Source organism: Paenibacillus wynnii (assembly GCF_000757885.1).
Classification (GTDB): domain Bacteria; phylum Bacillota; class Bacilli; order Paenibacillales; family Paenibacillaceae; genus Paenibacillus_AQ; species Paenibacillus_AQ wynnii.
On sequence record NZ_JQCR01000002.1, the window covers coordinates 1,325,479 to 1,338,956 of the forward strand.

Here is a 13,478-nt window from a genome sequence, read left to right on the forward strand (position 1 = left end):
TTCTAGTGTTTAAAATGGCGGACGCCGGTGAAAACCATAGCAATGCCATATTCATTTGCAACTTTAATGGATTCCTCGTCTTTAATAGAACCACCCGGCTGAATAACCGCCGTGATGCCTGCCTTTGCAGCCATTTCAAGCGTATCTCCCATCGGGAAAAATGCATCAGAAGCAAGAATTGCTCCCTTAGCCTTATCTCCAGCTTGTTCAATCGCGATTTTAGCTGCACCGACCCGGTTCATTTGGCCTGCACCTACACCTACTGTCATGTCGTCTGCTGCCAATACAATGGCATTAGACTTCACATGCTTAACTACCTTCCAGCCAAAGAGCAGCTGTTTCATTTCTTCTTCAGATGGCTTACGGTCTGTAACCACTTGAAGTTCATCTGGATTTACGGAGTGCACATCGCTTTCCTGTACGACCATACCGCCCTCAATGGAAGTCACGACAAAACTGGTTTGGCGCGAGGATGCAGCGCTGAGATTGCCGATTTTGAGCAAGCGGATATTTTTCTTTTTCGTCAAAATTTCCATTGCTTCATCCGTGAAACCCGGTGCGAGTACGATTTCCAAGAAAATATCCTTAAGAAGATTCGCCGTATCAGCATCCACGATGCGATTCGCAGCTACAATTCCGCCGAAGATGGAGGTAGGGTCAGCATTGTATGCTTTTTGGTAAGCTTCATATACACTAGCTCCTACGCCTACTCCACAAGGATTCATATGCTTAACTGCCACCACGGCAGGTTCTTCAAATTCCTTAACGATTTGCAGCGCAGCATTGGCATCATTGATATTGTTGTAGGACAGTTCTTTGCCGTGCAGCTGTTCAGCAGCTGTCAGTGTATCCTGTGCAGCCAGAGGCTTGCGGTAAAAAGCCGCCTTCTGATGCGGATTCTCGCCATAGCGAAGGTCCTGAATTTTCTCATAAGTAACCGTATAGCGCTCCGGCAGAGGTTCACCAGTAACGTTAGCCATATAATCGGAGATCAAGGCATCGTAAGCCGCCGTATGACGGAATACTTTTGCCGCAAGCCGTTTGCGTGTACTAAGGGATGTATCCCCGCCTGCACGTACTTCCTCAAGCACAGTACTGTAATCAGCCGCATCAACAACCACACTCACGAACGCATGATTCTTCGCCGCAGAACGCAGCATTGTTGGACCGCCGATATCGATATTCTCGATGGCTTCCTCATAAGACACATCCGGTTTAGCAATGGTTTCTGCAAATGGATACAAATTAACTACAACCAAGTCGATATAGTCCAGACCCAGTTCAGTCATTTGCCGTGTGTGCTCCTCATTGTCACGAACCGCAAGCAATCCGCTGTGTACAGCAGGGTGCAGCGTTTTAACGCGTCCGTCCATAATTTCAGGAAAACCTGTTACATCCGAAATACCAATGACTGGCACGCCTTCTTTAGCCAGAAGAGTGCTTGTTCCGCCTGTGGAGATGATTTCTACGCCCAATGCAGACAGCTCGCGGCAAAAATCCACGATGCCCTGTTTATCCGATACGCTGACTAGCGCTCTTTTGATACTCACTTTGAATAGTCCTCCTCCGATTTACGTGCGATTAGTGGGGTTTTACGGTAATCATGTAGACGAAATGTCTGATTAACTGGACTGTCCGCCAATTTAGAGGGAATTTCTCCATCTATTATTTCATTAAAAGCGTTTCAGCGGTAATTAGAGGGAACCCCTCCCCCTAAATCATTCAAATCAGTTGAAATCTCAAAGGAATAGCCGAATTAGTGGGGTATTTTCCCTCTAACTTCCGGAATTCAAGGAAATGGCTCGAATTAGTGGGGTATTTTCCCTCTAACTTTCATATGTTGCTCTTAATCTTTATGAACAACCTATTAATAAGGATCTAGGGCCAAGCTACTTAACGTGATGCCCATCTAATAGAATTACACCAATCGACGCTAGTGCGATATTTCCCGAGAAATATCGGAATTATCCAGAATTGTGTTACCCTTGTCGATAATTACCGCTAGAGCGGATGCCGTTAGTACAAGATACCTCACTTTTCGCGGACAATCGTCTTTCTTCCATCCAAAGAAATTCTTCCTGCGGCAAAAGCGCCTACAACCTCGGGATACAGCTCATATTCGACCTTATGAATGCGCTTTGAGAGCAAATCAACGGTATCGTTATCCTCCACCGCTATGCAACGTTGTGCAATGACAGGCCCGGTATCCATTCCCCCGTCGACAAAATGCACAGTAACACCCGTCAGCTTCACACCATAGTCCAGTGCTTGGCCTATTGCATCTTTCCCCGCAAAAGCCGGCAGAAGCGAGGGGTGAATATTGATGATTCGTCCGCTGTAAGGCGTTAGGAGAACAGGTGTAATCAGCCGCATGTAACCAGCCAGAACAATCAGGCCGATCTTCAGGCGCTGAAGCTCCGCTACAATCTCAGCTTCATAAAGCTCACGGCTGGCGAAGTCCTTCGGCCGCAGCAGGAGGGTAGGAATACCTGCATCCTTCGCTCGTTGTGCCACCGGTGCCTCCGGCTTATCAGATACCAGCAATTCTATGCGGCCACCGCCAAGGTTGCCTTCCTTCTGTGCATCCATCAGTGCAGCAAAATTACTGCCCTGCCCGGAGGCAAAAACAGCGATTCGACTCTGCAGCATTAGACTTCAGCTCCCGTAAAGGTAACTTTGCGTTCCCCTTCCGTTACCGTGCCAATACGATACGCTTCCTCACCGCTGGCTTTAAGCAGCTCCAGTGCACGTTCACCGTCAGCAGCATCAACGACCAGCACAAGGCCGATACCCATGTTAAAGGTAGTGAACATGTCCCTGTTGCTTACATTCCCTTTGCTTTGCAGCAAATTGAAGATGGGCAGGATCGGCCATGAGCCGTAATTAATCTCTACATCAACACTTTGAGGCAGTACGCGCGGAATGTTCTCGATGAACCCGCCTCCGGTAATGTGAGCCATTCCTTTCACAGTAAGCTGCTCCAATAATGAGAGCAAAGGCTTAACGTAAATCTTGGTAGGTGCTAAGAGAACATCTACAAGCGGTGCTCCAAGCTCTGCTACCACATCGTTTAATTCATAACCGTCTTCCTCCAGCAAAAGCTTACGCACCAGCGAAAATCCATTGCTGTGCACACCGCTTGAAGCCAAGCCAATTACGGTATCTCCCGGCGCTATGTTCGCTCCTGTTACGAGCTTGGCTTTATCCGCTACGCCCACTGTAAATCCGGCGATGTCATATTCTCCGGCTGAATACATGCCTGGCATTTCTGCTGTCTCGCCGCCGATGAGTGCGCATCCGGCCTGATGACAGCCCTCAGCGATCCCAGCTACGATGGCTTCGATTTTCTCAGGTATAACTTTATCGCAGGCTAGGTAATCGAGGAAGAACAGCGGTTCAGCGCCCTGTACGACAATATCGTTCACACACATTGCTACTGCATCAATGCCAATCGTGTCGTGGCGGTCTGCCGCGAACGCGATCTTCAGCTTCGTGCCTACGCCGTCGGTTCCAGACACCAATACCGGCTCATCATACTTGTCCTTATTGAGTCCGAACAGTGCACCGAATCCACCCAGCTCCGTCATCACTTCAGGACGGTAAGTGCGTTTCACGTGCTTTTTCATGCGTTCTACGGCTTCGTTGCCAGCCGCAATATCCACTCCGGCATTTTTATAAGCTTCCGACACTATTGGACACCTCATTTATTATTATTTAGAGCGCGTTTGTGGGTTCAGATGGCTGGTGGTGGTTTTGTGAGAGTCATTACGATGAATGTGGACTTCCGATCGCTGTTATGGTTGGATTTCCTGATTTGAACCGCTCTCGCGGTAGAAATCCAACCATAAAGGCGAACGCTACGCTTCTCCAGTTCCACATTCCTCTCCATGACTCTCCTAACCACCGGGTAAACCTTCTGCAAGCCAAGCAATTCACGCCTACCCTAGAGCAACAGATCTCGGTGCTTGGAACAAGCCAAGCACCTCCACACACTAAAAACTAAAAACTAAAAACTAAAAACTACAACCCACAAGCTACTGGTGGCCGGACGGCAGTGCCATCCGGGATCACCCTACGCAAGTAAGATCAAAAATTTAACAGCCGCAGCCATCTTTCTCTTCCCCGCCAAAATCAACCTGGGTCGGGTAATCGTTATCGAAGCAAGACAGACATAAACCGCCTTTATAATCGCCGCTATTGTGACCGCCGATGGAAGTGATTAGTCCGTCTGGCGACAGAAACGCCAGTGAATCCGCGTTAATCTCAAGGCACATTTCCTCAATCGTTTGGTAGGAGGCAATAAGCTCCCGGCGATCAGGGGTATCAATCCCGTAGAAGCACGGGTTTTTGAAGGGTGGAGAGGTAATGCGGACATGAACTTCTGCAGCTCCGGCTTCACGCAGCAGGTTAACGATTCGGCGGGAAGTGGTGCCACGCACGATGGAATCATCGATCATGACGACACGTTGACCTTCAACAACGCTTCGAACAGCGCTCAGCTTCATCTTCACACCCTGCTCGCGCAGCTCCTGACTCGGCTGGATGAACGTTCGTCCGGTGTATTTATTCTTGATTAGACCAAGCTCATAAGGGATACCGGTCTGCTCTGCATAACCTATAGCGGCTGAAATACTGGAATCGGGGACGCCGGTTACGAGGTCGGCATCTACGAAGGCCTCAATCGCCATTCGGCTACCCATACGCTTGCGAGCAGAGTGCAGGTTCGATCCGTTCATATCACTGTCGGGACGAGCGAAGTAGATATACTCCATCGCACAAAGTGCCTTACGTTTAGGCTCGGTGAACCGATCCTCCAAGAGGCCATCTTTGTCGAGCACCAATACTTCTCCAGGCTCAATATCGCGGATGATCTTCGCTCCGATGACCTCGAGCGCACAGGATTCTGATGCGAATACATAAGCTTCACCCACACGCCCCATTACAAGCGGACGCAATCCGTGTGAATCCGTGGCTACAAGCAGCTTGTCGTTCGTCATTAGCAGAAAAGCGAATCCGCCTACCAACTGCCGCAACGCATCCTTCGTAGCTTCGACAAAATCCTTTTGTGATCGAGCTATGAGATGGGCTAGCACTTCTGTATCACTAGTAGTCTGAAAAATAGAACCGTTCTGCTCCAATTGCTTACGAATCAAGGGCTCATTAACAATGTTGCCGTTGGTCGCAATGGCCAAATCCCCGTCACGATACTTGAATACCAGAGGCTGAGCATTGGTTAACCGGCTGTCGCCGCTGGTGGAGTAACGCACATGCCCGATGGACATATCCCCAATTAGCGAAGCAATTTTATCTTTATCAAAGACTTCCTTCACGAGACCCATACCACGGTGGTAATTAAAATCACGTCCATCTGCTACACAGATGCCCGCGCTCTCTTCTCCACGGTGCTGCAGGGCATGCAAACCATAATAGGACATGGAGGATGCTTCCGGGTGTCCGAAGACACCGAAAACGCCGCATTCCTCTTTTAATGTATCGAATATATCTCCTGAGCCCGTTCCTTCATTGTAATAGTCACCGGTCCACAGGATAGGATCCGCCTGCTCTTTCCCGGTCTTTATTTCATAAGACATGGAATAGCATCCTCCCAAACGAATTTCAATTCTGCAACAGGTTCATCCAGAACGGCTGTGCCGTCCAGATTCACTCGAAGTCTATCTCCACCTACCGTTCCAATGATTTCCACCGGTACACCAGCGGCTGCAATAGCTGCCTTCAACTCTTCCGCACGTTCAGGTGCTGATGTCAGCACAATACGGGATTGAGTTTCGCTGAACAACGCCACATCAGACCGCAGTCCGTTAGCAGACAGCTCAACGTTCGCACCAATGCCCCCGCTAATACAGCTTTCCGCCAGCGCAACAGACAGTCCACCTTCGGACAAGTCATGCGCGGAACGAACCAATCCTGCACGAATCGTACTAAGCACCGCATTCAGCAGCTTCTTCTCAGTCTCCAAATCCAAAGCTGGAGGACGCCCTTCCGTTACACCATGTACAGCATATTGGAATTCACTGCCGCCTAGCTCTGCTTGAGTCACTCCGAGCAGAAGGATAGCATCGCCCTCTTGCTTGAAGGCTTGGGTCGTAATGTGGTCCGTATCTTCTAATAGTCCTACCATACCGACAACTGGTGTCGGATAGATAGAACCAGATGCATTTTCATTATAAAGACTGACATTCCCGCCGATTACAGGAGTGTCCAGCACGCGGCAGGCTTCCGCCATACCGTCTACAGCTTTTTCCATTTGCCAGAAAATCTCCGGTTTCTCCGGGTTGCCAAAGTTTAGGTTGTCTGTAATTGCCAAAGGTTGAGCACCGGAGCAAACAATGTTGCGGGCCGCTTCGCTAACCGCAATCCGACCGCCAACCTCAGGGTCAAGATAGACATACCGGCCGTTACAGTCCGTTGTCATAGCCAAACCTTTACGTGTACCTTGAATCGTAATTACAGCAGCATCCGAACCCGGACGAACCGCTGTACTGGTCCGAACCATGTAATCGTACTGGTTATAGACCCATGCTTTGCTGGCTACCGTTGGGGATCCAAGCACGGTACGAAGTGCTTTGCCCAAATCAGTGACTTCCTCATAGCGCAGGGTATCTACTGATGCGTTCTCCACATAGTAAGCAGGAACTGAGGATGGCTTGTCATAGACTGGGCACTCATCTACCAGTGCTGTAACCGACATGTCGCCAACAACCTCACCGTGATGGATCAATTTCAGGCGGCCGTCATCGGTTACCTTGCCGACTTTGCAGCAAATAACGCCCCAACGATCAAAAATCTCCTGAGCCTGCGCCTCATCCTTAGGTTCTACTACAAACAGCATCCGCTCCTGGGATTCCGAGAGCATCATTTCGTAAGGTGTCATGCCTTCTTCACGCTGCGGCACTTGATCCAGATACAATTCAAGACCATTACCCGCTTTACTAGCCATCTCGGCACTTGAACAAGTCAGACCCGCTGCGCCCATATCCTGAATTCCAATAACAATACCGCTATTGATCAGTTCCAGACAAGATTCCATAACAAGCTTCTCCATAAAGGGATCGCCCACCTGAACGGCAGACCGTTTCGCTTCGGTTTCTTCACTCAGTTCCACCGAGGCAAAAGTCGCACCGTGAATACCATCACGTCCAGTAGGAGGCCCTACATAAAAGACCGGATTCCCTACACCTTTAGCGACACCGCGCTGAATTTTATCGTGATCAATCAGGCCAATGCACATCGCGTTAACGAGTGGGTTGCCATCATAGCTGTCATCGAACATAATTTCGCCGCCAACGGTAGGAATACCGATACAGTTACCGTACCCTGCAATACCGGACACGACGTGCTCGAACAAATATTTTACCCGATCACTCTCAAGCTTCCCGAAACGCAGGGAATTTAGCAGTGCCACAGGTCTAGCTCCCATGGAAAAAATATCACGAATGATACCGCCCACACCTGTAGCAGCGCCTTGAAAAGGTTCTACTGCCGACGGGTGATTATGGCTCTCGATTTTGAATACAACCGCCTGGTTATCTCCGATATCTACAATCCCTGCCCCTTCACCCGGTCCCATCAAGACGCGAGGTCCTGTTACCGGAAAACGGCGAAGCAGCGGTTTTGAATTCTTATAGGCACAGTGCTCGGACCACATTACACTGAATACACCAATTTCCGTATAGTTCGGAAGACGACCCATGAAAGACTTGATAAGCTCATATTCACTGTCCGACACACCGAATTGACTGTAGATTTTCTGCTCCGCAATTTGTTCTGCGGTCGGTTCCTTAACGGATACTTGCTGCGCCATGACGATCCCTCCAAGTCTTCAGTATAGATGTGAACATCCGTTTGCCGTCTTCCGAACCGAGAAGCGCGTTGGCCGCACGTTCCGGGTGAGGCATCATGCCGACTACATTGCCTTGAATGTTGCTGACACCCGCTATATCATCTACAGAGCCGTTAGGGTTGTCGCTATATGTGAATACGATCTGATTATTGGCTTTTAGTTGTTCCAAGGTTTCATCATCACAATAGTAGTTCCCTTCGCCGTGGGCGATCGGAATGATAATCTCTTCATCCTTAGCATAGTCAACTGTAAACGGTGTTGCATTATTAACTACCTTAAGCACAGAGTCATGACAACGGAACTTCATAGACATATTGCGGCGAAGTGCACCTGGCAGAAGCCCTGCTTCCGTTAGAATCTGGAATCCGTTGCAAATCCCGAGCACGAACTTCCCTTGCTCAGCTGCTTTTGCAACCTCAGCCATCACCGGAGCAAATTGGGAAATCGCTCCGCAACGGAGATAGTCACCATAAGAAAAGCCGCCTGGTACCAAAATACAATCGTAAGCCGATAAGTCCGTAGCTGTATGCCACACATAATCAACAGGTTCGCCGAGAGTATCCTCTACCGCCTTGTAGCAGTCAATATCACAATTGGAGCCCGGAAAGACAAGTACAGCAAATTTCATGACTTTTAGTCCTCCAATTCGTATCGGTAATCCTCGATCACCGTGTTAGCAAGCAGTTTTTCACACATTTCCTTAAGGCGTTCTTCCGCAACAGCGCGGTCATCCGTATCTAGCGTCATTTCCATATACTTGCCGATGCGCAAGCTTTCCACTTCCTGAAATCCTACCGAACGCAGTGCCCCTTGTACTGCTACCCCTTGTGGATCAAGCACGCTTTTTTTAATGGTTACATACACCGTCGCTTTTAACATACGTTTGTATTTCCTCCTAGAATTTAATTAGCACACCTTGGTTACGTGGAAACCAACGACAGCCTTACCTGCAATGAGAACATAGGCTAAAATTCACATCATCTTCTGGACACCATACTTGAGGCAAAATCGGTAAAACCGTTTAACTGCATAAAGTACACTTAAAAGGTCTCTTTTCCCCGCTAAATATAGTTTAGTTGTACTTTGTACACCTATATCCCTCTAAACTCTGCTAAAAGCTAATCCACACTCCACTTAGTTGTACAAAGTACATCTAAAGTCAAAACACAGACCATATCGGCCGAAATAATTGTAAAAAGTGCAATTAGATTAAAGACTTTCCGGTAAGACGATGATAAATGTCTAAATAACGACGAGTGGTTTCCTCTACTACTTCAACCGGAAGTGGATCAGGCTTGCTATTTTTATCCCAAGAAGATCCGGATAGATAGGTTCGGACCGGCTCCTTATCCATGCTGTCAATCTCAATATCAAGTGCGTATTTATCCTTAGCCCAGAAGCGTGAAGCATCCGGTGTAAAAATCTCATCGATCAAGATCACCTTACCGTCCAGCAGACCGAATTCGAATTTGCAATCGGCTAGGATAATTCCCCGATCCGCACAATAATCTCTGGCAAAAGCGAACAGCATCAGGCTTTTCTCCTTCAACTCTTCCGCCAGCTCCGCTCCGATCAACTCTTTCATGGTGTCAAAGGGAATATCCTCATCGTGGCCGACATCATTCTTGGCTGCAGGTGTGAAAATCGGCTGTGCCAGCAACGCGTTTTTGCGTAAGCCTACAGGAAGCTCAATGCCATTTACCTTGCCCGTTTCCTCGTACTGCCGCCATCCTCCGCCGGTGATACATCCGCGAACGACGCATTCAATATCGATCCGCTCCGCTTTGCGTACAACCATAACCCTATTCTTAAGAGCCTCTTTATCCTTAATGACGTCTCCCAGCTGATCCACATCGATATGAACGACATGGTTGTCTATCAGCTCCTTGGTCTGTCCGAACCAATAAGCACTTAACCGGTTAAGCACATTCCCCTTCTCAGGTACCGCTGGGTCCAGCACATAGTCAAACGCCGATATGCGATCCGTAACTACGATTAGGACTTCATCCCCCAAATCGTAGAGTTCACGTACTTTTCCTTTATAGAGCAGCGGCGCATTGATGAGTTCCACGGCTGTGGATACGGCCGGTGATGTCATGACCTTTCCTCCCTTGAACTAATGATCTTCCTAAATTCGTGCGTATCAGCCGCTCCAAGTGCGGATTATTCTTCCGATCGATTAGAAAGATTGTTATAACGAATCGGTTAATGGGACCACTACAAGAAATATTTCGACTTCCGATCGCTGTTATGGTTATATTTCTTTGATTTAACCGCAAGCTGCGGTAGAAATTTAACCATAAAGGCGAACGCTACGCTTCTCCAGTTCCAAAATTTCTCTTCGTTCCTCTTTTACCGAACCCCTATTTCAACCTTCTTATTGACGCTTCTTCTGAACAATTCCGCTCTTTCCGCTACTCTCCGCCTATATATTACTGAGTTCCTTACTTCACCACTAACTTACCTTTTTTAGATAAGTTCCAGCTTGCGGAAGATGGTGTCCACATGCTTCAGATGCCAAGTAGGATTGAAAGCATCCTCGATTTCTTCAGGGCTGAGTACATTCGTGATTTCAGGTGTAGCTTCCACGATGTCGCGGAATTGAATTTGATCTTCCCAAGCCTGCATGGCCCGCGGCTGTACAGTATCGTAAGCTTGCTCACGGCTAAGGCCTTTGTCGATCAGCTTGGTCAGGATACGGCCGGAAAATGGGACGCCGTAGGTGGCGTTCATGTTGCGCTTCATATTTTCAGGGAATACGGTCAGGTTCTTCACAATGTTCCCGAAACGATTCAGCATATAGTTGAGCAGCATAGTTGCATCCGGCAGGATAATGCGTTCCACCGAGGAATGCGAGATATCGCGTTCATGCCACAGCGGTACGTTCTCATAAGCCGTTACCATGTGTCCGCGAATAACACGGGACAGGCCGGAAATGTTCTCGCAGCCGATTGGATTGCGTTTATGCGGCATCGCCGATGATCCTTTTTGTCCTTTGGCAAAAGCTTCTTCCACCTCGCGGATTTCACTCTTTTGCAGAGCGCGGATTTCGGTTGCGAACTTGTCCAGCGAAGTAGCGACGAGTGCCAACGTCGCCATATATTCAGCGTGTCGGTCACGCTGCAACGTCTGTGTGGAGATTGGAGCAGGGCTCGTACCCAGCTTGCGGCAGACGAACTCTTCAACAAACGGATCAATGTTAGCGTAGGTGCCAACCGCGCCGGAGATTTTACCGAATTGCACACCGTTCGCAGCATGACGGAAACGTTCCAAGTTCCGTTTCATTTCTTCGTACCAAAGTGCCATTTTCAGCCCAAAAGTCGTTGGCTCGGCATGCACACCATGAGTTCTGCCCATCATCGGGGTATCTTTGTAAGCTACTGCTTTTTCTTTTAGAATCTCAATGAAATTAATAATGTCTTTCTCCAAAATCTCATTTGCCTGACGCAGTAGATAGCCTACAGCCGTATCTACTACATCCGTAGAAGTAAGTCCGTAATGAACCCATTTGCGTTCTGCTCCTAGGCTCTCAGATACCGCGCGGGTAAAGGCAATAACATCATGGCGTGTTTCTTGTTCAATCTCATCAATGCGCGCGATATCGAATTTAGCGTCCTTCCGAAGTTTCGCAGCATCTTCATGCGGGATCACTCCCAGCTCGGCCCAGGCTTCACAGGCACAAAGTTCAACTTCCAACCACGCGTTAAATTTATTTTCTTCGGTCCAAATGGCCCGCATCTCAGGTCTGCTGTAGCGTTCGATCATGTTTGTTATTTCCTCCAAAGGTTAGTTTGCTCTACCCAAGATATTCCGTCTCCGGTATCCTTGCAGAGCAGGTTGATGTGGCCCATTTTGCGGCCGGTCTTACTCTCAGTCTTGCCATATATATGAAGCTTAGGTGCAATACCCAGCTTGTTTGCTTCATCATCCGCTTTACATAGGCGCTCCACTGTTCCATCCATATGTTCACCCAATACATTCACCATTACTACAGGGGTCAACAACGTTGTATCCCCAAGCGGCAAATTGCAGATGGCCCGCACATGCTGCTCGAACTGCGAAGTGACGCAAGCATCCATGGTATAATGCCCCGAATTGTGGGGGCGGGGAGCCAACTCATTGACGAACAGTTCTCCGTCTTCTGTGACGAACATTTCCACGGCCAGCAATCCAACAGCGTTGAGCCCGTCTACCAAAGTCTCTGCTAACCGGCACGCCCTTTGCTGAATTTCCTCAGGCACCCGTGCAGGAACAATAGAGAGATGCAAAATGTTATTCACATGAATGTTCTCTGCAGGCGGAAAGCTCTTAACTTCCCCGGATGTGCTTCGTGCAGCAATTACAGAAATTTCACATTGAAAAGAAATGAATTTCTCAAGCACCAACTCCGGCGAGCCCGATGCCGCGATGTCCGGTACCACCTGTTGAAAAGCGGACTGCAGCTCTTCTGCGTGACGGATGACGGCTTGTCCCTTGCCGTCATAACCGCCTGTGGCTGTCTTAAGCACACAGGGTAGCCCGAGTTCGGCAGCAGCGGCTGTAAGCTCCGCGAGGCTACCGACCTTCCGGTACGGGGCGACCGGAACGCCCGCCGCCTCGATGGCGGCTTTTTCGCGCAGCCGATGCTGCGTCGTATACAGCAGCGCGCTGCCCTGCGGCACGTACGATTCCTCCGTCAGCAGCGCGGCTACGCCTGCGTCGACGTTCTCGAACTCGTACGTGATCACGTCCGAGCGCTGCGCCAGCTCCCGCGCCGCGTTCTGGTCGTCATACGCCGCGATGATCTGCGGCGTAACCTGCCCGCAGGGCGCATCCGGCGCAGGGTCCAGCGCCACGAAGCGGTAACCCATGGCGCTGCCCGCATGCGCCATCATGCGTCCGAGCTGGCCGCCGCCCAGCACGCCAATCGTTGCCCCGGGTGTCAAAGTCCGCGGGTTGTCTGACCGGCTCACCTTAAGCTCCTCTGGTCTCATAGACTGTTGCTGCTTTCCAGTACTTCGTCACGGGTCGCATCACGCCGCTGTTGTACTCGGCTCTGAACTTCCGGATCAAAGGCCCCGATGATCTGAGCAGCCAGCAAGCCGGCATTGATAGCCCCCGCACGGCCGATCGCTACGGTTGCCACCGGAATTCCACCTGGCATCTGCACGATCGAGAGCAGCGAATCCAAACCGTTCAATGCCTTTGACTGTACAGGCACTCCTATTACAGGCAGCATCGTCTTCGCTGCCACCATTCCCGGAAGATGCGCCGCTCCGCCTGCTCCGGCGATAATCACCCGAAGACCGCGGCCTGCCGCTTCCTCCGCATAGCGGAACATCAAATCTGGAGTACGGTGTGCGGATACTACCTTTTTCTCATAGGAAAGTCCCAACTCCTCAAGCACCTTACAGGCATGCTCCATTGTTTCCCAATCGGATTTACTGCCCATGATGACACCCACTTGCACAGACATGATTCAACCTACCTTCTGTTCAATGAATTGATATCTATTCCTCTAATCCGAAAAAAAAAGCCCGATTTCCAGACGCATTCTGATGCGGGAGGATCGGACTACTGCAGGAATTAGGAGAAAGCTGTCCCTCATGCCGGTTCATTCGACAGCAGAATACGCGGG

General features: G+C 49.6%; 11 protein-coding genes. All 11 read right to left on the reverse strand.

Going from position 1 to position 13,478, the window contains the following annotated elements; all coding sequences use genetic code 11:
• Positions 1-2 precede the first annotated feature (2 nt).
• The gene (gene purH / locus PWYN_RS08520; RefSeq protein WP_036650371.1) at positions 3-1,550 is read right to left on the reverse strand and encodes a bifunctional phosphoribosylaminoimidazolecarboxamide formyltransferase/IMP cyclohydrolase; all 1,548 of its coding nucleotides are present in this window, start codon (positions 1,548-1,550) and stop codon (positions 3-5) included.
• A 481-nt stretch (positions 1,551-2,031) separates the two neighbouring features.
• Positions 2,032-2,649: a phosphoribosylglycinamide formyltransferase gene (gene purN / locus PWYN_RS08525; protein ID WP_036650372.1), complete on the reverse strand. Its 618-nt coding sequence runs from the start codon at positions 2,647-2,649 to the stop codon at positions 2,032-2,034.
• Positions 2,649-3,689 carry a phosphoribosylformylglycinamidine cyclo-ligase gene (gene purM / locus PWYN_RS08530; protein ID WP_036650374.1) on the reverse strand — a complete coding sequence of 347 codons (1,041 nt, stop codon included), beginning with the start codon at positions 3,687-3,689 and terminating at the stop codon, positions 2,649-2,651. The genes purN and purM overlap by 1 nt, the downstream gene beginning before the upstream one ends.
• Positions 3,690-4,094: 405 nt before the next feature.
• Complete coding sequence (gene purF / locus PWYN_RS08535; protein WP_036650376.1) at positions 4,095-5,591, reverse strand: amidophosphoribosyltransferase; 1,497 nt, start codon at positions 5,589-5,591, stop codon at positions 4,095-4,097.
• Positions 5,576-7,822, reverse strand: a complete 2,247-nt coding sequence (purL, locus tag PWYN_RS08540) for a phosphoribosylformylglycinamidine synthase subunit PurL (RefSeq protein ID WP_036650378.1) — start codon at positions 7,820-7,822, stop codon at positions 5,576-5,578. The genes purF and purL overlap by 16 nt, the downstream gene beginning before the upstream one ends.
• Positions 7,800-8,489, reverse strand: a complete 690-nt coding sequence (gene purQ, locus PWYN_RS08545) for a phosphoribosylformylglycinamidine synthase subunit PurQ (RefSeq protein WP_036650381.1) — start codon at positions 8,487-8,489, stop codon at positions 7,800-7,802. The genes purL and purQ overlap by 23 nt, the downstream gene beginning before the upstream one ends.
• A 5-nt stretch (positions 8,490-8,494) precedes the next feature.
• Complete coding sequence (gene purS / locus PWYN_RS08550) at positions 8,495-8,740, reverse strand: phosphoribosylformylglycinamidine synthase subunit PurS (protein WP_036650383.1); 246 nt, start codon at positions 8,738-8,740, stop codon at positions 8,495-8,497.
• Positions 8,741-9,065: 325 nt separating this feature from the next.
• On the reverse strand, positions 9,066-9,959 hold the full coding sequence (locus PWYN_RS08555) for a phosphoribosylaminoimidazolesuccinocarboxamide synthase (protein WP_036650385.1): 894 nt from the start codon (positions 9,957-9,959) through the stop codon (positions 9,066-9,068).
• Positions 9,960-10,330: 371 nt separating this feature from the next.
• Positions 10,331-11,626 (reverse strand): adenylosuccinate lyase, encoded by a 1,296-nt coding sequence (gene purB / locus PWYN_RS08560; protein WP_036650387.1) that lies wholly within the window; start codon positions 11,624-11,626, stop codon positions 10,331-10,333.
• 5 nt (positions 11,627-11,631) lie between these two features.
• Complete coding sequence (purK, locus tag PWYN_RS08565; protein WP_036650389.1) at positions 11,632-12,834, reverse strand: 5-(carboxyamino)imidazole ribonucleotide synthase; 1,203 nt, start codon at positions 12,832-12,834, stop codon at positions 11,632-11,634.
• Complete coding sequence (purE, locus tag PWYN_RS08570) at positions 12,831-13,316, reverse strand: 5-(carboxyamino)imidazole ribonucleotide mutase (RefSeq protein ID WP_036650391.1); 486 nt, start codon at positions 13,314-13,316, stop codon at positions 12,831-12,833. The genes purK and purE overlap by 4 nt, the downstream gene beginning before the upstream one ends.
• Positions 13,317-13,478: the final 162 nt, after the last annotated feature.